Origin of the sequence: Citrobacter sedlakii (assembly GCF_018128425.1) — a bacterium.
GTDB classification, from domain to species: Bacteria; Pseudomonadota; Gammaproteobacteria; order Enterobacterales; family Enterobacteriaceae; genus Citrobacter_A; species Citrobacter_A sedlakii.
Genome location: NZ_CP071070.1, coordinates 1,192,764 through 1,215,688 on the forward strand (window position 1 = coordinate 1,192,764; position 22,925 = coordinate 1,215,688).

The 22,925-nt window shown below is 53.7% G+C and carries 15 protein-coding genes, 1 tRNA gene, 3 rRNA genes and 1 other annotated feature; of the genes, 11 read left to right on the top strand and 8 right to left on the bottom strand.

The genetic code is table 11. The features are described from left to right. The first annotated feature begins 37 nt into the window (after positions 1 to 37). The 3 genes from aroF to JY391_RS05645 all read left to right on the top strand — a co-directional run bounded on the left by aroF (position 38) and on the right by JY391_RS05645 (position 3,257). Positions 38 to 1,108: a 3-deoxy-7-phosphoheptulonate synthase AroF gene (gene aroF, locus JY391_RS05635; protein ID WP_042288262.1), complete on the top strand. Its 1,071-nt coding sequence runs from the start codon at positions 38 to 40 to the stop codon at positions 1,106 to 1,108. 10 nt (positions 1,109 to 1,118) lie between these two features. Further along, positions 1,119 to 2,240, top strand: a complete 1,122-nt coding sequence (tyrA, locus tag JY391_RS05640; protein ID WP_042288259.1) for a bifunctional chorismate mutase/prephenate dehydrogenase — start codon at positions 1,119 to 1,121, stop codon at positions 2,238 to 2,240. 144 nt (positions 2,241 to 2,384) lie between these two features. Further along, positions 2,385 to 3,257 (top strand): SMP-30/gluconolactonase/LRE family protein, encoded by an 873-nt coding sequence (locus tag JY391_RS05645; protein WP_211935367.1) that lies wholly within the window; start codon positions 2,385 to 2,387, stop codon positions 3,255 to 3,257. Here the strand turns inward: JY391_RS05645 and pheA are convergent. The 4 genes from pheA to bamD form a co-directional block, all read right to left on the bottom strand. Then, complete coding sequence (pheA, locus tag JY391_RS05650) at positions 3,254 to 4,414, bottom strand: bifunctional chorismate mutase/prephenate dehydratase (RefSeq protein ID WP_042288254.1); 1,161 nt, start codon at positions 4,412 to 4,414, stop codon at positions 3,254 to 3,256. The genes JY391_RS05645 and pheA overlap by 4 nt on opposite strands. A gap of 22 nt (positions 4,415 to 4,436) precedes the next feature. Beyond that, positions 4,437 to 4,561 (bottom strand) — a sequence feature (Phe leader region). Next, positions 4,513 to 4,560, bottom strand: coding sequence for a pheA operon leader peptide PheL (gene pheL, locus JY391_RS05655; protein WP_187375663.1), 48 nt, complete (start codon positions 4,558 to 4,560; stop codon positions 4,513 to 4,515). (Overlaps the previous feature by 48 nt.) Before the next feature lie 102 nt (positions 4,562 to 4,663). After that, entirely contained in the window at positions 4,664 to 5,002 is a 339-nt protein-coding gene (gene raiA, locus JY391_RS05660) for a ribosome-associated translation inhibitor RaiA (protein ID WP_042288251.1), read from the bottom strand. A gap of 272 nt (positions 5,003 to 5,274) precedes the next feature. After that, on the bottom strand, positions 5,275 to 6,012 hold the full coding sequence (gene bamD, locus JY391_RS05665; RefSeq protein ID WP_012906713.1) for an outer membrane protein assembly factor BamD: 738 nt from the start codon (positions 6,010 to 6,012) through the stop codon (positions 5,275 to 5,277). Between the two features lie 132 nt (positions 6,013 to 6,144). Here bamD and rluD point away from each other — a divergent pair, with 132 nt between their 5' ends. From rluD to kgtP, 8 genes are all read left to right on the top strand, one after another. Beyond that, positions 6,145 to 7,125, top strand: a complete 981-nt coding sequence (gene rluD / locus JY391_RS05670; RefSeq protein WP_042288245.1) for a 23S rRNA pseudouridine(1911/1915/1917) synthase RluD — start codon at positions 6,145 to 6,147, stop codon at positions 7,123 to 7,125. Continuing rightward, positions 7,122 to 7,853 (top strand): purine nucleoside phosphorylase YfiH, encoded by a 732-nt coding sequence (gene yfiH, locus JY391_RS05675; protein ID WP_211935368.1) that lies wholly within the window; start codon positions 7,122 to 7,124, stop codon positions 7,851 to 7,853. Before rluD ends, yfiH begins: the two co-directional genes overlap by 4 nt. Before the next feature lie 129 nt (positions 7,854 to 7,982). After that, positions 7,983 to 10,556, top strand: a complete 2,574-nt coding sequence (clpB, locus tag JY391_RS05680) for an ATP-dependent chaperone ClpB (RefSeq protein ID WP_042288239.1) — start codon at positions 7,983 to 7,985, stop codon at positions 10,554 to 10,556. Positions 10,557 to 11,007: 451 nt separating this feature from the next. Then, positions 11,008 to 12,549, top strand: a 16S ribosomal RNA gene (locus JY391_RS05685). 84 nt (positions 12,550 to 12,633) lie between these two features. After that, a tRNA-Glu gene (locus JY391_RS05690) sits at positions 12,634 to 12,709 on the top strand. Positions 12,710 to 12,893: 184 nt separating this feature from the next. Then, a 23S ribosomal RNA gene (locus JY391_RS05695) occupies positions 12,894 to 15,798 on the top strand. Positions 15,799 to 15,925: 127 nt separating this feature from the next. Continuing rightward, positions 15,926 to 16,041, top strand: a 5S ribosomal RNA gene (gene rrf, locus JY391_RS05700). The 16S, 23S and 5S rRNA genes sit together here with 1 tRNA gene alongside, the layout of an rRNA operon. A 332-nt stretch (positions 16,042 to 16,373) precedes the next feature. Continuing rightward, positions 16,374 to 17,672, top strand: a complete 1,299-nt coding sequence (gene kgtP, locus JY391_RS05705; protein ID WP_199956559.1) for an alpha-ketoglutarate permease — start codon at positions 16,374 to 16,376, stop codon at positions 17,670 to 17,672. Here kgtP and JY391_RS05710 read toward each other — a convergent pair. The 4 genes from JY391_RS05710 to tapT form a co-directional block, all read right to left on the bottom strand. After that, positions 17,669 to 17,995 carry a YfiM family lipoprotein gene (locus JY391_RS05710; RefSeq protein ID WP_060570596.1) on the bottom strand — a complete coding sequence of 109 codons (327 nt, stop codon included), beginning with the start codon at positions 17,993 to 17,995 and terminating at the stop codon, positions 17,669 to 17,671. The genes kgtP and JY391_RS05710 overlap by 4 nt on opposite strands. A gap of 43 nt (positions 17,996 to 18,038) precedes the next feature. Then, positions 18,039 to 19,394: a CDP-diacylglycerol--serine O-phosphatidyltransferase gene (gene pssA, locus JY391_RS05715; RefSeq protein ID WP_042291718.1), complete on the bottom strand. Its 1,356-nt coding sequence runs from the start codon at positions 19,392 to 19,394 to the stop codon at positions 18,039 to 18,041. A gap of 113 nt (positions 19,395 to 19,507) precedes the next feature. Then, on the bottom strand, positions 19,508 to 22,168 hold the full coding sequence (locus JY391_RS05720) for a bifunctional acetate--CoA ligase family protein/GNAT family N-acetyltransferase (RefSeq protein ID WP_042291716.1): 2,661 nt from the start codon (positions 22,166 to 22,168) through the stop codon (positions 19,508 to 19,510). A 35-nt stretch (positions 22,169 to 22,203) separates the two neighbouring features. Continuing rightward, on the bottom strand, positions 22,204 to 22,902 hold the full coding sequence (gene tapT / locus JY391_RS05725; RefSeq protein ID WP_211935369.1) for a tRNA-uridine aminocarboxypropyltransferase: 699 nt from the start codon (positions 22,900 to 22,902) through the stop codon (positions 22,204 to 22,206). Between the last annotated feature and the right edge of the window lie 23 nt (positions 22,903 to 22,925).

Consider the following 22,925-nt stretch of genomic DNA (forward strand, 5'->3'; position numbering starts at 1 on the left):
ACAACTATCGCAAACGAGCTAAAACAGGATCGCCATCATGCAAAAAGACGCGCTGAACAACGTACACATCACCGACGAACAGGTTTTGATGACCCCGGAACAACTCAAAGCGGCATTCCCGCTGAGTCAGGCGCAAGAGGCGCAGATCGCCCAGTCGCGCAAAACCATTTCTGACATTATCGCCGGGCGCGATCCGCGTCTGCTGGTGGTGTGTGGTCCATGTTCTATTCACGATCCTGATGCCGCTCTTGAATACGCCCGTCGATTTAAAGCCCTTGCCGCAGAGGTCAGCGATAGCCTCTACCTGGTGATGCGCGTCTATTTTGAAAAACCCCGTACCACCGTTGGCTGGAAAGGGTTAATTAACGATCCTCATATGGATGGCTCTTTCGACGTTGAAGCGGGTTTGAAGATTGCGCGTCAGTTGCTGCTTGAACTCGTTCATATGGGACTGCCGCTGGCGACAGAAGCCCTGGATCCAAACAGTCCGCAGTACCTCGGGGATTTGTTTAGCTGGTCGGCTATTGGCGCGCGCACCACGGAGTCGCAGACTCACCGTGAAATGGCGTCCGGCCTGTCGATGCCGGTCGGGTTTAAAAACGGCACTGACGGCAGTCTGGCGACGGCGATTAACGCCATGCGCGCCGCCGCCCAGTCGCACCGCTTTGTGGGGATCAACCAGGCCGGGCAGGTTGCGCTGCTGCAAACGCAGGGCAACCCGGACGGACATGTGATCCTGCGCGGTGGTAAAGCGCCGAACTACAGTCCGGCTGATGTCGAACAGTGCGAAAAAGAGATGGCGCAGGCGGGACTGCGGCCTTCACTGATGGTAGATTGCAGTCATGGTAACTCCAATAAAGATTACCGCCGTCAGCCTGCCGTGGCGGAGTCTGTGGTTGCGCAAATTAAAGATGGCAACCGTTCCATCATTGGCTTGATGATTGAAAGTAATATTCACGAAGGTAATCAGTCTTCTGAGCAACCGCGTAGCGATATGAAATACGGCGTGTCCGTTACCGATGCCTGCATTAGCTGGGAAACGACGGATGCGCTGCTGCGTGAAATTCACAAAGACCTGAACGGCCAGCTGGCGGCGCGCAAGGCTTAAGAGGTTTGTTATGGTGGCTGAATTGACCGCATTACGCGATCAAATTGATGAAGTGGATAAGGCGCTGCTGGACTTACTGGCGCGTCGCCTGGAACTGGTGGCGGAGGTCGGCGAAGTCAAAAGCCGCTTTGGGCTGCCTATTTATGTCCCCGAGCGCGAGGCCGCTATGCTGGCTTCGCGCCGTGCGGAAGCGGAAGCGCTGGGCGTACCGCCGGATCTGATTGAGGATGTGCTGCGCAGGGTGATGCGCGAGTCCTATTCCAGCGAAAACGACAAAGGGTTTAAAACGCTTTGTCCGACGCTGCGTCCGGTGGTCATCGTCGGCGGTGGCGGCCAGATGGGACGACTGTTTGAAAAAATGCTCACCCTGTCGGGCTACAAGGTGCGTATTCTGGAACAGCAGGACTGGGATCGCGCGCCGGAGATCGTCGCGGATGCCGGGATGGTGATTGTCAGCGTGCCTATCCATGTCACTGAACAAGTGATTGCTCGACTGCCGCGTTTACCGTCCGACTGTATTCTGGTGGATCTGGCCTCAGTGAAAAATGGGCCGTTGCAGGCAATGCTTGCCGCCCATGACGGGCCAGTGGTGGGTCTGCACCCGATGTTTGGTCCGGACAGCGGTAGCCTGGCGAAACAGGTGGTAGTCTGGTGTGACGGGCGAAACCCGGAGGCCTATCAATGGTTTCTTGAGCAGATTCAGGTCTGGGGAGCGCGACTGCACCGCATCAGTGCCGTAGAACATGACCAGAATATGGCGTTTATCCAGGCGTTGCGCCACTTTGCGACCTTTGCTTACGGGCTGCATCTGGCGGAAGAAAACGTGCAGCTTGAACAACTCCTGGCGCTCTCTTCGCCGATCTATCGCCTCGAACTGGCAATGGTCGGGCGGCTGTTTGCCCAGGACCCGCAGCTGTACGCCGACATCATTATGTCGTCGGAAAGCAATCTGGCGCTGATTAAACGCTACTACAAACGCTTTGGCGAGGCGATCGGTCTGCTTGAACAGGGAGATAAACAGGCGTTTATTGACAGCTTCCGCAAAGTCGAGCACTGGTTCGGGGACTACGCGAAACGCTTCCAGCAGGAAAGCCGTACCTTACTGCGACAGGCCAACGACAGCCGACAATAATCCTCACGCTGGTCTGATTCGGGCCAGCGTGTAACGCCCTTTGGCCTACGAATGCGCTGGTGGTTTTTCCGCATCGTTAGCGCCAGGAGGGTTATACTGAAAAACCAGCGGGACTACCGCTGGTTTTTTATTTGGGGATTCGTCATGGCTGAACCACGCGTGTTATTTGACTATACCGGACAGTTGCCGGAATGCCCGACCTGGAGTGCGGGCGAGAATGCGCTCTACTGGGCGGATATTCTGGAAGGAGAGATCCATCGCTACCATTTGACGACAGGAGAACACATCGTTCTGGCGTTCCCGGAAGAGGTTGGATGCTTTGCGCTGCGCGAGCGTGGCGGATTTATTGTTGCGTTGCGTAATGCTATCTGGCTGACCGATAAAAACGGTCTGCTTCAGCGAAAAGTGTGCGATAACCCGTCGAACCCGCAGCTGGCGCGTTTCAACGATGGCGGCACCGATCATGACGGACGTTTTTACGCCGGGACCTTCTGGGGCCCCGGAGACTATAACGGCGCGATGTTGATGCGCGTCGATAACTACCTGAAGCCAAAGGTGATTCAGTGTGATATCCACGGGCATAACGGGCTGGCGTTCAGTCCGGATAAGCAATGGATGTATACCTCTGATACGCCAAACGGCGTGATCTGGCGTGCGCCGCTGGACGAGCAGGGCGAGCCGGGAAAACGTGAGGCGTTCCGTCGTTTTCAGGCCGGGGAGGGGATCCCGGACGGTGCGGCAATGGACGTGGAAGGCTGCTACTGGAGCGCGTTGTTCGACGGCTGGCGGATTGCCCGCTTTTCTCCCCTGGGCGAACAGCTTGAGGAATACCGGTTGCCGGTGCGTTGTCCGACAATGGTCTGCTTTGGCGGCGACGACATGAAAACGCTGTTTATCACCACCACGCGGGAAAACATGAGCGAAGAGGAGGTGGCGGAATATCCGCTTTCCGGGGCGATCTTCACCCTGCCGGCGAGGGTGGCAGGGATGAAGAAAAAGCCGTTTATCGAACGTTAAGAAGGATCGACCGGAACAACGTTTTCGCTCGGATAGCAGCCCAGCACCTTCATCGAGCGGGTAATTTCGCCCAGCTCTTTCAGCGCCTTTTGCATTTCCGGCGCTTCCAGGTTGGCCTGAATATCAAGATAAAACATCTCTTCCCACGGGTTGCCGTGGATAGGACGGGACTCCAGGCGAGTCATAATCAGATGATGATTACGCAGAACCAGCAGTGCTTCCACCAGGGCGCCGGCCTGCTGGCCCGTCGCCATCAGGAGCGTGGTTTTCGCCGGAACCTGATCGGACACGTTAATCGCTTTACGTGCCAGTACGATAAAGCGGGTGATATTCTGCGTCTGGTTCGCCTCAATACGTTCCAGTACTTGCAGGCCATGCAGCACGCCGCCCGCCTCGCTGCCCAATGCCGCCACGCGCGGAGAATTCGCCTGCGCAACTTTTTCCATCGCTGCGGAAGTACTTTCGGTGTATTCGATTTTCCAGTGCGGGTAACGATTGAGGAATTTGCTGCACTGCTGGAACGGTTGCGGATGGCTGTACACCGTGTCGATGGTGTCGAGATCGGTGGTGCCGGAGACCAGCACACAATGGTCGATCACAATCGTCATCTCGCCCACAATGGAAAGGCTGGTATGCTGCAGGAGATCGTAGACATCGTTAATGCCGCCTGAACTGGTGTTTTCAATGGGCACCACCGCGTAGTCAGCCTGTCCTGTTTCGACCTGATTAAAGATATCGGCAAACTTCGCGCAACCACTTTCAATGAACTGTTCGAAATGACGCGCGGCGTACTGACGGGCGGCGAGATGGGAGTAAGAGCCTTTTGGTCCCAGAAACGCCACGCGGGCAGAATGGGGATTGATCTTATTCAGATGCTGCTGGAGCAGCGCCTGCTGGGTAAGAACCGAGTCTTCAATAATAAGCTGAAAAAGGCGGGTGATATAATGGGCATCCAGATGGTGCGCTTTGCCAAGCTGAATCAACCGGTCCAGAAGGTCGCGCTCGCGGTCGATATCGCGTACCGGTCGATGGGATTCAAGCTTTGCTTTACCCACTTCGACCGCCAGCCCGCGCCGTTCGGCCAGTAACGCCAGCAGTTTTGCATCAAGCGCACTGATTTTGTCACGCAGCGCCAGTAATGGATTTTCCGATGTCATAGTGTTGCCTTTCTTGTTATCAATAAAAAAGGCCCCCCGGAGTGGGAGGCCTTGTTATTCGTCTTCGCATTCTTTTTCACACGACGAAAGCCTCCCGTTCAGGGGAAGGTAAAAAAGAAGGCGAAGAAGAACGGCGTAAGTTGCATATCAGTTTCCTTAAGTGACGCTAGTAAAGTACCCGCACTGTTTTCATGCTGTCAACAAAAAACGCGCCCGAAGGCGCGTTGGCGATACACTCAATGTAAGGGACTATTCTTCGTCTGCTTCAGCGAAGTTTGCGTCTTTAACTGACGCGGTTGCGCGACGCGCTTCGCCTTTGTGCTGCACTTTATTGAGCTGCCGTTCCAGCTTGTTGATCAAATCGTTAATCGCGGTATACATATCTTCATGTTTTGCGCTGGCGACCAGATGTCCGTTTGGTGTATTGATGGTGGCATCAGCGGTGAAACCCTGTGGCTCCTTGGACAGAATGATATGTGGGTTAATCAGGTGTGTTTGCCATTTTTCCAGTTTGGCGAGACGGTCTGCGACATGTTGGCGAATTGCCGGAGTAATTTCCATTTGTTTACTGGTAATGTTCATTGTCATAAATTTTACCTCTTGTCTTTCCCGTCTTGGTGATTTCAGCATACCGTTCCTAATGTCAAAATGTGTGATTTGAATCACATTATTTTGTCACTTTTTGTCAAGGAAGCCTTTTTGTGAGGCATCGCAGGAGAAGGTGATATTTCACTTGAGGAAAGGGGAAAAGCGGGCCATAGTTGATGAGTTAGGTTACCGGGAAAACGGGCCTGACGTGATGCGAAACGAATAAAAAAACGGCAGCCCTTGGGCTGCCGTTTTGCTTGCGAAATCGCGGTTCAGGTGTTGCTGCTGTTGGCGGCAATGATTTTTGCCACTTTCTCAGCCTGGGTCGTCATCTGCATTTCGCGGTAGGCGTTTTCCATCAGCGGCAGAGCGTCGCGTGTGGCTTGGGTATCCGGGAAATCACGCAGCATACCTTCCACACGATTCACCACGGCGACCCATGCGCCACGTTTGGTGTAGTATTCCGCCACGGAATATTCGTATTTCGCCAGACGATCTTTCAGGAACACGAGACGTTTAGTGGCGTCTGTGGTGTACTGGCTGTTCGGGTAGCCGCGCACCAGTTTGGAAAAGTCATTAAACGCAGCGCGTGCGTGCTGCGGGTCGCGGTCACTGCGATCGACGCCGAAGAAGCCCTGTAGCGCGCTGTCATCTAACGCCATATTGGTCAGGCCACGCATATACATGACATAATCAATATTGGGATGTGTCGGATTCAGGCGGATAAAGCGATCGATAGCGGCCTGAGCCAGCGGCAGATCGGCGTTTTTGTAGTAGGCGTAGATGAGATCCAACTGCACCTGCTGGGAATACGGGCCGAATGGATAGCGGTTATCCAACGCTTCTAATTGCGTTATTGCCTGTTTCCAGTTACCGTCCTGCAGCTTTTGCTGAGCAGTCGCGTAGATTTCATTAGGCGGATTATCGGGCACCTCTTCCTTTGAACCAGAGCAACCCGCCAAAAACAGGCTCAACGTGGCTGCTGCCACCAGATATTTCATGCGCGTCATGACGTTTTGACTTTCCTCAAAATGTTTTTGCGGGAGATTCTCTGTTCCTGCTCCCGGTTAAGACCAGCTACAATAGCACACTATATTAAACGGCAAAGCCGTAAAACCCAACGTTAAACGAAGAAGCTGTATATGGCACAACGAGTACAACTCACCGCAACGGTATCCGAAAATCAACTCGGTCAACGCTTAGATCAGGCTTTGGCCGAAATGTTCCCGGATTATTCACGTTCGCGCATAAAAGAATGGATTCTCGATCGGCGCGTGCTGGTCAACGGTAAAATTTGCGACAAACCGAAAGAAAAAGTCTTAGGCGGTGAACAGGTCGCTATTGACGCGGAGATCGATGAAGAAATCCGCTTTGAGCCTCAGGATATCCCACTGGATATCGTTTATGAAGACGATGACATCATTGTTATTAACAAACCTCGCGATCTGGTCGTGCATCCGGGGGCCGGGAATCCCGATGGCACCGTATTAAACGCCTTGCTGCATTACTACCCGCCGATTGCCGACGTGCCGCGCGCGGGTATTGTCCACCGTCTGGATAAAGACACTACCGGTCTGATGGTGGTGGCGAAAACCGTTCCGGCGCAGACGCGTCTGGTCGAGGCGCTTCAGCTGCGCGAGATCACCCGTGAATACGAAGCCGTCGCTATCGGTCATATGACCGCGGGCGGCACGGTGGAAGAGCCTATCAGCCGTCACCCGACCAAGCGTACCCACATGGCGGTGCATCCGATGGGAAAACCGGCGGTCACGCACTATCGCATCATGGAACACTTCCGTGTGCACACGCGTCTTAGGTTGCGTCTGGAAACCGGGCGTACCCATCAGATCCGCGTGCACATGGCCCACATTACCCATCCGCTGGTGGGCGACCCGGTATACGGCGGTCGCCCGCGTCCGCCGAAAGGCGCCTCGGAGGCGTTTATCTCCACGTTGCGCAAGTTCGATCGCCAGGCGCTGCATGCCACTATGCTGCGCTTGTATCACCCGATCTCCGGTATCGAAATGGAATGGCATGCGCCAATTCCGCAGGATATGGTTGAGCTTATCGACGCCATGCGCGCGGATTTTGAAGAACATAAGGATGACGTGGCCTGGTTATGAGTATGCTCATTGTCCCGCAGTGGCCACTGCCGGAAGGCGTGGCGGCATGCAGTTCGACCCGTATCGGCGGGGTAAGTTTACCGCCTTATGATGCGATGAACCTGGGCGCCCACTGTGGCGACAACCCGACGCATGTTGAAGAGAACCGTAATCGGCTGTTTGCTGCGGGCAATTTGCCTTCAATGCCCGTCTGGCTGGAACAGGTTCATGGTAAGGATGTGCTGAAACTGACTGGTGGCCCTTACGCATCCAGACGTGCGGATGCCTCATACAGCAACACGCCGGGCGCGGTATGTGCGGTAATGACGGCAGATTGCCTGCCGGTACTGTTTTGCAACCGGGCAGGAACAGAAGTCGCGGCGGCCCACGCGGGCTGGCGCGGATTATGTGCAGGGGTGCTGGAAGAAACGCTCGCCTGCTTTGCGGATAAACCTGAAAATATTATGGTGTGGCTGGGTCCGGCCATCGGCCCGACAGCCTTTGAAGTGGGGGCTGAGGTGCGTGAGGCGTTTTGTATTAAGGACGCCCGTGCGCACGAAGCCTTTGCGCCGCATGGCGAAAAATATCTGGCGAATATTTATCAGCTTGCCCGTCAACGGCTGGCAAATGTCGGCGTTGAGCAAATATTCGGCGGCAATCGCTGTACTTTTAGTGAAAATGAGACTTTCTTCTCTTATCGTCGCGACAAGACCACGGGGCGTATGGCAAGTTTTATTTGGCTGATATAACCTAAAGAATCAAGACGATCCGGTACGCGTAATTTTCTTTTCACATAATTCAGGTCATTAACCTTGAATAATTGAGGGATGACCTCATTTAATCTCCAGTAGCAAATTTGACCTGTTATGGGAGGAGTTATGCGTCTGGATCGTCTTACCAACAAATTCCAGCTTGCTCTTGCCGATGCCCAGTCGCTCGCACTGGGGCACGACAACCAATTCATCGAACCTTTACATTTAATGAGCGCCTTGCTGAATCAGGAAGGGGGCTCGGTTCGTCCTTTATTAACGTCTGCGGGTATTAACGCAGGGCAGTTACGCACCGCCATCGATGAAGCGCTGAGCCGTTTACCGCAGGTGGAAGGCACCGGCGGCGACGTGCAACCGTCGCAGGATCTGGTGCGCGTCCTTAACCTTTGCGACAAGCTGGCGCAAAAACGGGGCGATAACTTTATTTCGTCGGAACTGTTCGTTCTGGCGGCGCTTGAGTCTCGCGGCACACTGCCCGATTTATTGAAATCGGCTGGCGCAACAACCGCCAATATCACTCAGGCAATTGAACAGATGCGCGGAGGTGAAAGCGTGAACGATCAAGGGGCGGAAGACCAACGTCAGGCCTTGAAAAAATACACGGTCGATCTGACCGAGCGCGCCGAACAGGGCAAGCTCGATCCGGTGATCGGTCGTGATGAAGAAATTCGCCGTACCATTCAGGTACTGCAACGTCGTACCAAAAACAACCCGGTTTTGATTGGTGAGCCGGGCGTCGGTAAAACCGCAATTGTGGAAGGACTGGCGCAGCGGATCATTAACGGCGAAGTGCCGGAAGGATTAAAAGGTCGTCGCGTACTGGCGCTGGATATGGGCGCGCTGGTGGCAGGGGCGAAATACCGCGGTGAATTTGAAGAACGTTTAAAAGGCGTATTGAACGATCTCGCGAAACAGGAAGGCAACGTTATTCTGTTTATCGACGAATTACACACCATGGTTGGCGCAGGTAAGGCGGACGGCGCGATGGACGCCGGGAACATGCTGAAACCTGCGCTGGCGCGTGGTGAACTGCACTGCGTGGGGGCAACCACGCTTGATGAATACCGTCAGTACATTGAAAAAGATGCCGCGCTGGAGCGTCGTTTCCAGAAGGTGTTTGTTGCTGAGCCTAGCGTTGAAGACACCATCGCGATCCTCCGTGGTCTGAAAGAGCGTTATGAACTGCACCACCATGTTCAGATCACTGACCCGGCTATCGTGGCGGCGGCGACATTGTCACACCGTTATATTGCCGATCGTCAGTTACCCGATAAAGCCATCGACCTGATCGATGAAGCGGCTTCCAGCATTCGTATGCAAATTGACTCCAAACCGGAGGAGCTCGACAGACTCGACCGCCGTATCATCCAGCTCAAACTGGAACAGCAGGCGCTGATGAAAGAGTCTGATGAAGCGAGCAAGAAACGTCTCGACATGCTTAATGAAGAACTGGAAGACAAAGAGCGCCAGTATTCTGAGCTGGAAGAGGAATGGAAGGCGGAAAAAGCCTCGCTTTCCGGAACCCAGACGATTAAAGCTGAGTTAGAACAGGCGAAGATTGCGATTGAGCAGGCGCGTCGCGTGGGCGATCTGGCGCGGATGTCTGAACTGCAGTACGGCAAAATTCCGGAGCTGGAAAAACAGCTTGAGGCGGCCACCCAGTCTGAAGGCAAAACGATGCGTCTGCTGCGTAATAAAGTGACAGATGCGGAAATTGCCGAAGTGCTGGCGCGCTGGACCGGTATTCCTGTCGCGAGAATGCTGGAGGGCGAGCGTGAAAAACTGCTGAGAATGGAACAGGAGCTACACAGCCGCGTTATTGGTCAGAACGAAGCGGTAGAAGCGGTATCGAATGCTATTCGCCGTAGCCGCGCGGGGCTGGCGGATCCGAATCGTCCTATTGGCTCTTTCCTGTTCCTCGGGCCAACCGGGGTGGGTAAAACCGAACTTTGCAAAGCGCTGGCGAACTTTATGTTTGATAGCGACGATGCGATGGTGCGTATCGATATGTCTGAGTTTATGGAGAAACACTCGGTGTCTCGCCTGGTCGGTGCGCCTCCGGGATATGTCGGTTATGAAGAGGGCGGGTATCTGACCGAAGCGGTTCGCCGTCGTCCTTACTCCGTCATCCTGTTAGACGAAGTGGAAAAAGCGCATCCGGATGTATTTAACATTCTGTTGCAGGTTCTGGACGATGGACGTCTGACTGACGGGCAGGGGAGAACGGTCGACTTCCGCAATACGGTTGTCATTATGACCTCTAACCTGGGTTCCGATCTGATTCAGGAACGCTTCGGCGATCTGGACTACAGCCATATGAAAGAAATGGTGCTGGGCGTGGTGAGCCATAACTTCCGTCCGGAATTTATTAACCGTATCGATGAGGTGGTGGTATTCCATCCGCTGGGTGAACAGCATATTGCCTCGATTGCTAAAATCCAGCTGCAGCGTCTGTATAAACGTCTGGAAGAGCGTGGATATGAAATCCATATCTCTGATGACGCCCTGAAGCTGCTTAGCGCAAATGGTTATGATCCGGTGTATGGCGCACGTCCGTTGAAACGCGCGATTCAGCAACAGATCGAAAACCCGCTGGCGCAGCAGATTCTGTCCGGCGAGTTAATTCCAGGCAAAACCATTCGTCTGGAAGCGAATGGCGATCGGATCGTGGCAGTGCAGTAAGTCACAAAATACAAAAAACGGGCCGCTTGCGGCTCGTTTTTGTTTAAAAACCAGGCGAAAATTCAGGTTCGGGGAGTGATTTGCCTGGAAAGTGAGCGGTTGGTGAATAATTTTCACTTTCTCCTTGCAGCTTCAGAATTACTCCCTATAATGCGCCACCACTGACACGGAACAACGGCACGCAAGCCGCCGGGTCAGCGGGGTTCAGAGATGAACGCCGACAGAGAAAAGCAAAAATAAATGCTTGACTCTCAAGCGGGAAAGCGTATTATGCACACCCCGCGCCGCTGAGAAAAAGCGAAGCGGCACTGCTCTTTAACAATTTATCAGACAATCTGTGTGGGCACTCAAAGTGACATGGATTCTTAACGTCGCAAGACGAAAAATGAATACCAAGTCTCTGAGTGAACACGTAATTCATTACGAAGTTTAATTCACGAGCATCAAACTTAAATTGAAGAGTTTGATCATGGCTCAGATTGAACGCTGGCGGCAGGCCTAACACATGCAAGTCGAACGGTAACAGGAAGCAGCTTGCTGCTTCGCTGACGAGTGGCGGACGGGTGAGTAATGTCTGGGAAACTGCCCGGTGGAGGGGGATAACTACTGGAAACGGTAGCTAATACCGCATAACGTCGCAAGACCAAAGAGGGGGACCTTCGGGCCTCTTGCCACCGGATGTGCCCAGATGGGATTAGCTTGTTGGTGAGGTAACGGCTCACCAAGGCGACGATCCCTAGCTGGTCTGAGAGGATGACCAGCCACACTGGAACTGAGACACGGTCCAGACTCCTACGGGAGGCAGCAGTGGGGAATATTGCACAATGGGCGCAAGCCTGATGCAGCCATGCCGCGTGTATGAAGAAGGCCTTCGGGTTGTAAAGTACTTTCAGCGGGGAGGAAGGGATTGTGGTTAATAACCGCAGTCATTGACGTTACCCGCAGAAGAAGCACCGGCTAACTCCGTGCCAGCAGCCGCGGTAATACGGAGGGTGCAAGCGTTAATCGGAATTACTGGGCGTAAAGCGCACGCAGGCGGTCTGTCAAGTCGGATGTGAAATCCCCGGGCTCAACCTGGGAACTGCATTCGAAACTGGCAGGCTTGAGTCTCGTAGAGGGGGGTAGAATTCCAGGTGTAGCGGTGAAATGCGTAGAGATCTGGAGGAATACCGGTGGCGAAGGCGGCCCCCTGGACGAAGACTGACGCTCAGGTGCGAAAGCGTGGGGAGCAAACAGGATTAGATACCCTGGTAGTCCACGCCGTAAACGATGTCTACTTGGAGGCTGTGCCCTTGAGGCGTGGCTTCCGGAGCTAACGCGTTAAGTAGACCGCCTGGGGAGTACGGCCGCAAGGTTAAAACTCAAATGAATTGACGGGGGCCCGCACAAGCGGTGGAGCATGTGGTTTAATTCGATGCAACGCGAAGAACCTTACCTGGTCTTGACATCCACGGAAGACTGCAGAGATGCGGTTGTGCCTTCGGGAACCGTGAGACAGGTGCTGCATGGCTGTCGTCAGCTCGTGTTGTGAAATGTTGGGTTAAGTCCCGCAACGAGCGCAACCCTTATCCTTTGTTGCCAGCGGTCCGGCCGGGAACTCAAAGGAGACTGCCAGTGATAAACTGGAGGAAGGTGGGGATGACGTCAAGTCATCATGGCCCTTACGACCAGGGCTACACACGTGCTACAATGGCATATACAAAGAGAAGCGACCTCGCGAGAGCAAGCGGACCTCATAAAGTATGTCGTAGTCCGGATTGGAGTCTGCAACTCGACTCCATGAAGTCGGAATCGCTAGTAATCGTGGATCAGAATGCCACGGTGAATACGTTCCCGGGCCTTGTACACACCGCCCGTCACACCATGGGAGTGGGTTGCAAAAGAAGTAGGTAGCTTAACCTTCGGGAGGGCGCTTACCACTTTGTGATTCATGACTGGGGTGAAGTCGTAACAAGGTAACCGTAGGGGAACCTGCGGTTGGATCACCTCCTTACCTTAAAGAACCTGCCTTTGTAGTGCTCACACAGATTGTCTGATAGATGTAGAGAAGCAAGGCGTCTTGCGATTGAGACTTTGTGTCCCCTTCGTCTAGAGGCCCAGGACACCGCCCTTTCACGGCGGTAACAGGGGTTCGAATCCCCTAGGGGACGCCACTTGCTGGTTTGTGTGAGTGAAAGTCGCCGGCCGTTATATCTCAAAACTGACTTGCGAGTCATGTTTGAGATATTTGCTCTTTAAAAATCTGGATCAAGCTGAAAATTGAAACACAGAACAACGAAAGTTGTTCGTGAGTCTCTCAATTATCGCAATCAGAAGTGAAACATCTTCGGGTTGTGAGGTTAAGCGACCAAGCGTACACGGTGGATGCCCTGGCAGTCAGAGGCGATGAAGGACGTGCTAATCTGCGAAAAGCGTCGGCGAGGTGATATGAACCTTTGACCCGGCGATGTCCGAATGGGGAAACCCAGTGTGATTCGTCACACTATCGTTAACTGAATACATAGGTTAACGAGGCGAACCGGGGGAACTGAAACATCTAAGTACCCCGAGGAAAAGAAATCAACCGAGATTCCCCCAGTAGCGGCGAGCGAACGGGGAGCAGCCCAGAGCCTGAATCAGCCAGTGTGGTAGTGGAAGTGTCTGGAAAGGCACGCGATACAGGGTGACAGCCCCGTACACAAAACCGCACCGGTTGTGAGCTCGATGAGTAGGGCGGGACACGTGGTATCCTGTCTGAATATGGGGGGACCATCCTCCAAGGCTAAATACTCCTGACTGACCGATAGTGAACCAGTACCGTGAGGGAAAGGCGAAAAGAACCCCGGCGAGGGGAGTGAAAAAGAACCTGAAACCGTGTACGTACAAGCAGTGGGAGCCTCTTTATGGGGTGACTGCGTACCTTTTGTATAATGGGTCAGCGACTTATATTCTGTAGCAAGGTTAACCGTATAGGGGAGCCGCAGGGAAACCGAGTCTTAACTGGGCGTTAAGTTGCAGGGTATAGACCCGAAACCCGGTGATCTAGCCATGGGCAGGTTGAAGGTTGGGTAACACTAACTGGAGGACCGAACCGACTAATGTTGAAAAATTAGCGGATGACCTGTGGCTGGGGGTGAAAGGCCAATCAAACCGGGAGATAGCTGGTTCTCCCCGAAAGCTATTTAGGTAGCGCCTCGTGAATTCATCTCCGGGGGTAGAGCACTGTTTCGGCTAGGGGGCCATCCCGGCTTACCAACCCGATGCAAACTGCGAATACCGGAGAATGTTATCACGGGAGACACACGGCGGGTGCTAACGTCCGTCGTGAAGAGGGAAACAACCCAGACCGCCAGCTAAGGTCCCAAAGTCATGGTTAAGTGGGAAACGATGTGGGAAGGCTCAGACAGCCAGGATGTTGGCTTAGAAGCAGCCATCATTTAAAGAAAGCGTAATAGCTCACTGGTCGAGTCGGCCTGCGCGGAAGATGTAACGGGGCTAAACCATGCACCGAAGCTGCGGCAGCGACACTATGTGTTGTTGGGTAGGGGAGCGTTCTGTAAGCCGTTGAAGGTGTGCTGTGAGGCATGCTGGAGGTATCAGAAGTGCGAATGCTGACATAAGTAACGATAAAGCGGGTGAAAAGCCCGCTCGCCGGAAGACCAAGGGTTCCTGTCCAACGTTAATCGGGGCAGGGTGAGTCGACCCCTAAGGCGAGGCCGAAAGGCGTAGTCGATGGGAAACAGGTTAATATTCCTGTACTTGGTGTTACTGCGAAGGGGGGACGGAGAAGGCTATGTCGGCCGGGCGACGGTTGTCCCGGTTTAAGCGTGTAGGTGTGTGTTCCAGGTAAATCCGGTTCACTTTAACACTGAGGCGTGATGACGAGGCACTACGGTGCTGAAGTGACAAATGCCCTGCTTCCAGGAAAAGCCTCTAAGCATCAGGTAACATCAAATCGTACCCCAAACCGACACAGGTGGTCAGGTAGAGAATACCAAGGCGCTTGAGAGAACTCGGGTGAAGGAACTAGGCAAAATGGTGCCGTAACTTCGGGAGAAGGCACGCTGATATGTAGGTGAAGTGATTTACTCATGGAGCTGAAATCAGTCGAAGATACCAGCTGGCTGCAACTGTTTATTAAAAACACAGCACTGTGCAAACACGAAAGTGGACGTATACGGTGTGACGCCTGCCCGGTGCCGGAAGGTTAATTGATGGGGTTATCCGTAAGGAGAAGCTCTTGATCGAAGCCCCGGTAAACGGCGGCCGTAACTATAACGGTCCTAAGGTAGCGAAATTCCTTGTCGGGTAAGTTCCGACCTGCACGAATGGCGTAATGATGGCCAGGCTGTCTCCACCCGAGACTCAGTGAAATTGAACTCGCTGTGAAGATGCAGTGTACCCGCGGCAAGACGGAAAGACCCCGTGAACCTTTACTATAGCTTGACACTGAACACTGGTCCTTGATGTGTAGGATAGGTGGGAGGCTTTGAAGCGTGGACGCCAGTCTGCGTGGAGCCGCCCTTGAAATACCACCCTTTAATGGCTGGTGTTCTAACGTAGGCCCGTAATCCGGGTTGCGGACAGTGTCTGGTGGGTAGTTTGACTGGGGCGGTCTCCTCCTAAAGAGTAACGGAGGAGCACGAAGGTTGGCTAATCCTGGTCGGACATCAGGAGGTTAGTGCAATGGCATAAGCCAGCTTGACTGCGAGCGTGACGGCGCGAGCAGGTGCGAAAGCAGGTCATAGTGATCCGGTGGTTCTGAATGGAAGGGCCATCGCTCAACGGATAAAAGGTACTCCGGGGATAACAGGCTGATACCGCCCAAGAGTTCATATCGACGGCGGTGTTTGGCACCTCGATGTCGGCTCATCACATCCTGGGGCTGAAGTAGGTCCCAAGGGTATGGCTGTTCGCCATTTAAAGTGGTACGCGAGCTGGGTTTAGAACGTCGTGAGACAGTTCGGTCCCTATCTGCCGTGGGCGCTGGAGAACTGAGGGGGGCTGCTCCTAGTACGAGAGGACCGGAGTGGACGCATCACTGGTGTTCGGGTTGTCATGCCAATGGCACTGCCCGGTAGCTAAATGCGGAAGAGATAAGTGCTGAAAGCATCTAAGCACGAAACTTGCCCCGAGATGAGTTCTCCCTGAGACTTTAAGTCTCCTGAAGGAACGTTGAAGACGACGACGTTGATAGGCCGGGTGTGTAAGCGCAGCGATGCGTTGAGCTAACCGGTACTAATGAACCGTGAGGCTTAACCTTACAACGCCGAAGATGTTTTGGCGGATTGAGAGATTTTCAGCATTGATTCAGAGTTAAGTACGCAATAGTTTGCGCAGCCAGCGCCGCTGATGCGATAAAGTATTGCGTACAGAGCACAAAGAATTTGCCTGGCGGCCGTAGCGCGGTGGTCCCACCTGACCCCATGCCGAACTCAGAAGTGAAACGCCGTAGCGCCGATGGTAGTGTGGGGTCTCCCCATGCGAGAGTAGGGAACTGCCAGGCATCAAACAAGTGAAAAGCCCATCCTGACGGATGGGCTTTTTGCGTTTCTGGTACAGGCCATCTCAGCGCAGCGACATCCGCCGCGAACAAGCATCCTTCTGGCGCCTAAGTTGACCAACTGCTCTGCAGACCGATTGCCGTCAGGCTATGGTAAAAGTCGGGTCCTGACCCCCATACACACTGAGCTTCCTCTGAATTCCTTCTACTGCTAATTAAATCCTCGACCCCTGTCACATAATAATATATAACAATTGAATAACATTTCATTTACCAAAATGACAGCAAACACAACTGATGATCACAATCAGATCTTTGGCAGGAGTACAATTCTAATGACAGAAAGCAGTGTAACTGTGAACGGGTCACTGACCGACAGTGATACCCGTCGCCGCGTATGGGCAATTGTCGGTGCCTCATCCGGGAATCTGGTTGAATGGTTTGATTTCTACGTCTATTCCTTCTGTTCCCTCTACTTTGCGCACATCTTCTTCCCCTCGGGTAACACCACAACTCAACTTCTCCAGACCGCAGGCGTCTTTGCCGCAGGCTTTTTAATGCGCCCTATTGGCGGCTGGCTGTTCGGTCGGATAGCCGATAAACATGGGCGAAAAAAATCCATGCTGTTATCGGTGTGTATGATGTGTATGGGATCGCTGGTGATCGCCTGTCTTCCCGGTTATGAAACCATCGGCACATGGGCGCCAGCGCTGTTACTGCTTGCCCGTCTGTTTCAGGGGCTGTCTGTTGGTGGAGAATATGGCACCAGCGCAACCTATATGAGTGAAGTCGCTGTAGAAGGACGAAAAGGTTTTTATGCCTCGTTTCAGTATGTGACGCTGATTGGTGGGCAATTGCTGGCGCTGCTGGTTGTAGTAGTCTTACAGCACACCATGGAGGATGCAGCGCTCAGAGAATGGGGGTGGCGTATACCCTTTGCGTTAGGCGCAGTACTGGCCGTGGTCGCGCTCTGGCTGCGTCGTCAGCTTGACGAAACGTCAAAGCAGGAAACCCGAGCTCTGAAAGAAGCAGGCTCGCTGAAAGGACTATGGCGAAACCGCAGAGCATTTATCATGGTGCTCGGATTCACTGCCGCGGGTTCCCTCTGTTTCTATACTTTCACGACTTACATGCAAAAGTATCTGGTGAATACCGCCGGGATGCATGCCAACGTGGCCAGCGGAATTATGACTGCCGCTCTGTTTGTATACATGCTTGTTCAGCCGTTGTTTGGCGCCCTGTCTGATAAAATTGGTCGACGTACCTCGATGCTGTGTTTTGGCGCGCTGGCGACACTGTTTACCGTACCCATTTTATCCGCGCTACAGAACGTGACATCGCCTTACGCAGCCTTTGGATTGGTCATGTGCGCATTGCTAATTGTCAGCTTCTACACTTCAATCAGTGGGATTCTGAAGGCCGAAATGTTTCCGGCGCAGGTTCGCGCGCTGGGTGTTGGTCTTTCCTATGCGGTGGCGAATGCGCTGTTTGGTGGTTCCGCGGAATACGTCGCGCTGTCGCTGAAGTCTGTCGGCATGGAAACCTCTTTCTTCTGGTATGTCACAGTGATGGCGATCGTCGCGTTTTTAGTTTCGCTGATGCTGCACCGCAAGGGTAAAGGGCTGCGCCTTTAGTTATGATGCGCCAGCTGCCAGACGGCATAGCCAGTGGTTGCACCGGCGACATCCCAGGCGAAATCTTTCCAGCTCCAGCCGCTCCCTTCAGGGCGGCTGTCCCAAAGTTCTTTTGACGCGCCAAGGCTGAGCGAAAACATCAAACCAAATGCGGCGCTGCGATCGCGGCTCATACCCTGATGTTGCGCATATTCGTTACCTGCGGCTGAAAGCATCGCGGAGGCGATAAAATGCTGAGCCTTATCCTGCCCGTGCCAGCTGTCCTGAGCCAGATGGCTACATCCCGAAAGAACAAAGACGCTCAGAACAAGAAGTATACGCACCGGCACCTCCATACAGAAAACCCCGTACAGGACGGGGTTTTGATTACAGAATACGACTAATAAGCCTGTCGATCCGAATCCGGCGAAGTCGGCGAATAAGTTTACGGACTTTGACCGGATAATCAGCGATGCTTTGAAGATCGCGATAATGTTTAACGATCGTAGTATGCGTACGGATCAGATCCAGTTCTTTTTCTCTTTGCGCCGCCAGTTCTTGCTGAGGATCGTGAATCAGGATCGCATTTTCCAGATCCAGACGCCAGGCGCGCGGATTGAGGTTATTCCCGGTAAGCAACATCCAATTGTCATCCACCCACATGCCTTTGAGATGATAAGAATTATCTTCGTCTTTCCACAGACGGACGACGAGCTGATCGGTATTCACATAGTATTGCAGACGGCTCAGGAAACGCCGCAGGTTAATCTCATAGAGATAGGGCAGAGCGCCGATAATCTTAAACGGCTCGTTTTCCGGAATATAAAAATCGTTGGCGGTTTTATCTCCGACGATGATCTCCACCTTTTTACCTTCACGCAGCAACTGAATAATGTTGCGCACCAGAATCGCTGGCAGGTTGAAGTAAGGCGTGCAAATCGTAAGCTTATGTTCCGTGCACGGCATCAAATGAAAGATGGTTTTATTGAGCAGGCTGGATTTACCCAGGCCTACTAATGGCGTCACGGAAAGCTGATCGTTGTTCGCATCGCCCTGAAAATGGTAGGCCGCATCGCGTAACTCCTGGCGATACAGACGAATATCATTTTTGATTTCCGGACTTTTTGGACGTTGAGTATCATCCAGTCGATTAACGCCACGACCCTGCATCAGGTTCTGGGTGACCCATTCGAACATGATGTCAGCCATTTTGGCGTTACGGATCAGGTGATAGCGATCATAACGATATTTATCATGCTGATGCAGGTAGACGTCGTTCAGGCTAGCGCCGCTGTACAGCACGCTGTCATCAATGATAAAGCCTTTGAAATGGAGAACGCCAAGGGCTTCACGAGTGTTGATGGGAACGCCGTAGACCGGTACGTCGACGCCGGGGTTTTCATGTGCCATCCGGCAGTACCAGTCGGCATTGGTATTCGATGCCGCCGCGCCGATTCGTCCACGTTGCGCACGATGCCAGTCGACAAGCACCCGAACGTCGAGTTCCGGCCGCTGCCGTTTCGCCTCATAAAGCGCGTTGAGGATGCCTTTGCCACCGTCATCCTGTTCCAGATACAGGGCGATGATGCAAATGCGTTGCTTCGCGCCGGCTATTTTCTCCAGCAGAGTCTCCCTGAACCTGGCAGGAGCATAAAAGAAATCGACATCATCAACTGATTGAGAAATCTTCGGTAGTTGGGCAAGGTGTTGTTGATGTTTATTACGCTTAAATTTTGACAACATCACAGTGCATTTCTTCTCTGTTCATTGAAGGGTCCTCTGTGCTATGCAGACGACATAAGCGGGCAATGATAACACCGTCCCCGTTAAAGTGGTCAACATTTCCAGTACCTTACTCACGATTCCTCGGGCGGCGCAAGCTCAAGCGTTAGCCCAACGATACCCTCTTCAAGCTGGATATCCACGTGGAAACCGAGCTTACGAGCCAGCGCCACCATGCCGCGATTGTTAGGCATCGTAATCCCATTCAGCCGTCTGAGTCCGTGATCCCGGGTATAGGTAATTAATTTTTCCAGCAATCGACGACCTAATCCTAACCCTTTGAGATCGGAACGCACCAGGACGGCAAACTCCGCATCAACGTTATCCGGATCGGAAATCGCGCGGGTGACGCCGAGAATTTCTTCCGTTTGCTCAACGCGTCTCACTGCGACAAATGCCATTTCCCGATCGTAGTCGATCTGCGTCATGTTAGCTAAATCTTCGTGGGTAAATTCATTGATCTCACTAAAATAGCGGTAATAAAGATCTTCTTTGGTGACCTGGGAAATGAACTGCTGAAGATGAGGCTCATCCTCCGGCAGGATAGGTCGGAACAGGCAGCGCTCGCCATTTTTCATCTCGACCCATTCTTCTAATTGATGAGGATAGGGACGCACGGCAAGGCGACTTTCGTTATCACCTTCAAAGGGCGCGATATCCAGAGTGACATCCAGCGCGGTAAACTCTCCGGCTGAGGCCAGCAGCGGATGGATATCCAGTCGCTGGATCTCCGGGCAGTCGACAATCAGGTTCGACACCTGCACCAGTAACTGGCTCAGACCCGCCACATCCAGCGGACGCAAAGCGCTACGCCCGCGGATCTTCTTACTTTTTATTCCCTGAATAACCAGGTAACGCGCCAGATTCATGTTCAGCGGCGGAAGCGCAACGACAGCCTGTTCTTCAGGGTGCCACTCCACGCCGCCTTCGCCCAACATAATCAATGGGCCAAACACCGGATCGTGCTCCACAACCACGCGCAACTCCTGCGCGCCCGCGCGGTTTGCCATGCTTTGCACCAGCAGACCGTGTATGCGCGCTTGCGGCCAGGCCATTTTTACCCGATCAAAGATAGCATTGGCCGCCTGCTGAACCTCATTCGCCGTGCGCAGATACAGCATGACCCCCTGTACTTCTGATTTATGGGGAATATCCGGCGAACGCAGCTTGAGCGCGACTGGGTAGCCGATTTGCTCGGCGATATGCACTGCTTCGGCACTGTCGCTGGCAATCCAGGTGGGAAGCGTATGCAACCCATAGGCTTGAAGAATGGGCTGAACTTCATGAGTATCTAATGATGTCGCACCCTCGTGAATCGCCTGCTGAAGCAGGTCATGGGCTTGCGTCGTATTGGCGGTGAGATTGCTGGGCAACGCGGGCGTTTCCCGCAATTGTTTCTGGTTTCGCCGGTATTCCACCATATGCATAAACGCGGTAATGGTGCCTTCCGGGGTGCGATAGGTTGGCAGTCCGGCTTCGCTAAATAACCGTCGGGCTTCCTGAGAGGAAAACTCTCCGCACCAGTTGGTTAACAACGAAACAAACTTGCCGCGCGGATGGTGGCTAACGGTTTCTATCAGCGCCTGAGCGGTCTCGGTACCCGGCGCGGTGGCGCTGGGGGAGTGTATAACCATCAACGCGTCAAAATCCTGACTGGCGAGGAGGCATTCCAGCGTTTTAGTGTAATGCGCAATGCTGGCATCATCGCGAAGATCCAACGGGTTAGCTACTTCAACGTGCGCAGGGAGAAGATCGCGTAGCTTCTGGCACGTCTCTTCACTCAGCGTGGCCAGTTTGCCGTTACGCGACCAAAGTTCATCCAACGCCAGCGCCGCCGGCGCTGCGCCATTGCTGATAATCATTAGCCTGTCGCCGCGCAAAGGACGCATATGACTCAGCGTTTCTACCGCGGAAAACAGTTCGTGAGTATCCTGCACGCGCAGCAAGCCTGCGCGCTGAATAGCGGCATCCCAGGCAGGGTCCATTCCGGCGCTGGTCTGTAATAAACGCTGGGCAGCCGGGCTGCGACCGCTTTTGATCACCAGAATCGGTTTATTGCGCGAGGCGCTGCGAGCGGCAGAGACAAACCGTCTGGCATCGCTTAAGTGTTCCAGATAAAGCAGAATGGCGCTCGTTTTACTGTCACGGGAGAGATAGTCAAGCAATTCGTCGACATCAATGTCGAGGCTATCGCCAAGTGCAATAAAGTAGGAAAAGCCCATTTCGCGCTGCTGCGCCCAATCGAGAATAGTGTTCGACACCGCAGCGGACTGGGAGATAAACGCCAGCTTACCGCGTTTAATCGGTACCGGAGAAAAGCTGGCATTGAGCCCTTGCCAGGGCGCGAGCAGCCCAAGGCTGTTAGGGCCAAGCAGTCGCATTTTATAGCGCGCGGCACAGGACAATAATTCAGCATGTAAAGACGCGGGGGCGGAAAGAATAATGCAGGTTTTGCAGCCCTTTTCTCCCAGCGCTTCCAGCAGCGCCAGATTGCGGCTGGCATTGGTGCACAATACGGCGAGGTCAGGCGTAAAAGGCAGACTGTCGACGTTCGGCCAGGCCAGTACGCCTAATACCGCTTTCCAGGCGGGCGTGACGGGAAGAACTGGACCGTTAAAGCCGCCTGCCAACAGATTGCGCATCATCAGGTAACCCGCCCGGTTGGGTTTCATCGATGCGCCAATCACGGCTATCGATTTGGGTCGCAGTAGCGCTTCCAGCCCTCGCTGACTCATATCGGTTTCCCTTACGTAGAGATGACCGAATGATTTTAAACGCTTTCTGCTAATTGTGCTGTGACGCTTCCCTGATGTTGGGTTTTTCCTGCGAGATAGCGGGTTTTGAAGCGGCTAAAGTGTTCGCCAAGCGCACCTGCGGCGTCGGTATCACCAGCCAGATCCAGCAGGGCGATAGCCACCTCGGCGGTGCAATATTGCCCTTCGGCATGGATGCCGCGCAGATGATAGGCCGACAGGCGCGACAGGTCGACGGAAATCACCGGCAGGTGGTCGAGGTAGGGGCTTTTATGGAACATTTTGCGCGCTTCCGGCCAGGTGCCGTCGAGCATAATGAACAGCGGTGGTTTACCGGTGGGGGGCGCCAGGATCACTTCACGTTCTTCGCTGGCATACGAGGCGGGAAAAACCACCATCGGCTGATACGCGGGGTCTTGCACTAAATCCAGCAACGCCTGCGGCGGTTCGGTTCGCGACCATTGAAACGCCGCGGTATCCGGCAACGTATCGGCAATCAGTCGTCCGGTATTACTGGGCTTCATCGGTTCGGTATCAAACATCACCAAACAGAAACGACTCTTCGCCCACGAAGGCGCCAGGGTCGCGCACAGGCACAGTTTCAGCGGCAGTAAACAGCGCTGGCAGCGACGAATGCGATTACCGCGGGCGAGAAAAGGGCGCGTGGCGCGTGCAAGACGTTCAGCACGAAGCTTAAGAACAGCGTTTTCAGTCATTAGGGATTGAGAAGTGCGTCGAA

Coding starts and splice junctions, on each gene's coding strand:
- tapT (WP_211935369.1), bottom strand. CDS start 22,902: ATGACTGAAAACGCTGTTCTTAAGCTTCGTGCTGAACGTCTTGCACGC.
- aroF (WP_042288262.1), top strand. CDS start 38: ATGCAAAAAGACGCGCTGAACAACGTACACATCACCGACGAACAGGTT.
- raiA (WP_042288251.1), bottom strand. CDS start 5,002: ATGACAATGAACATTACCAGTAAACAAATGGAAATTACTCCGGCAATT.
- bamD (WP_012906713.1), bottom strand. CDS start 6,012: ATGACGCGCATGAAATATCTGGTGGCAGCAGCCACGTTGAGCCTGTTT.
- clpB (WP_042288239.1), top strand. CDS start 7,983: ATGCGTCTGGATCGTCTTACCAACAAATTCCAGCTTGCTCTTGCCGAT.
- pssA (WP_042291718.1), bottom strand. CDS start 19,394: ATGTTGTCAAAATTTAAGCGTAATAAACATCAACAACACCTTGCCCAA.
- tyrA (WP_042288259.1), top strand. CDS start 1,119: ATGGTGGCTGAATTGACCGCATTACGCGATCAAATTGATGAAGTGGAT.
- yfiH (WP_211935368.1), top strand. CDS start 7,122: ATGAGTATGCTCATTGTCCCGCAGTGGCCACTGCCGGAAGGCGTGGCG.
- JY391_RS05720 (WP_042291716.1), bottom strand. CDS start 22,168: ATGAGTCAGCGAGGGCTGGAAGCGCTACTGCGACCCAAATCGATAGCC.
- JY391_RS05645 (WP_211935367.1), top strand. CDS start 2,385: ATGGCTGAACCACGCGTGTTATTTGACTATACCGGACAGTTGCCGGAA.
- rluD (WP_042288245.1), top strand. CDS start 6,145: ATGGCACAACGAGTACAACTCACCGCAACGGTATCCGAAAATCAACTC.
- pheA (WP_042288254.1), bottom strand. CDS start 4,414: ATGACATCGGAAAATCCATTACTGGCGCTGCGTGACAAAATCAGTGCG.
- kgtP (WP_199956559.1), top strand. CDS start 16,374: ATGACAGAAAGCAGTGTAACTGTGAACGGGTCACTGACCGACAGTGAT.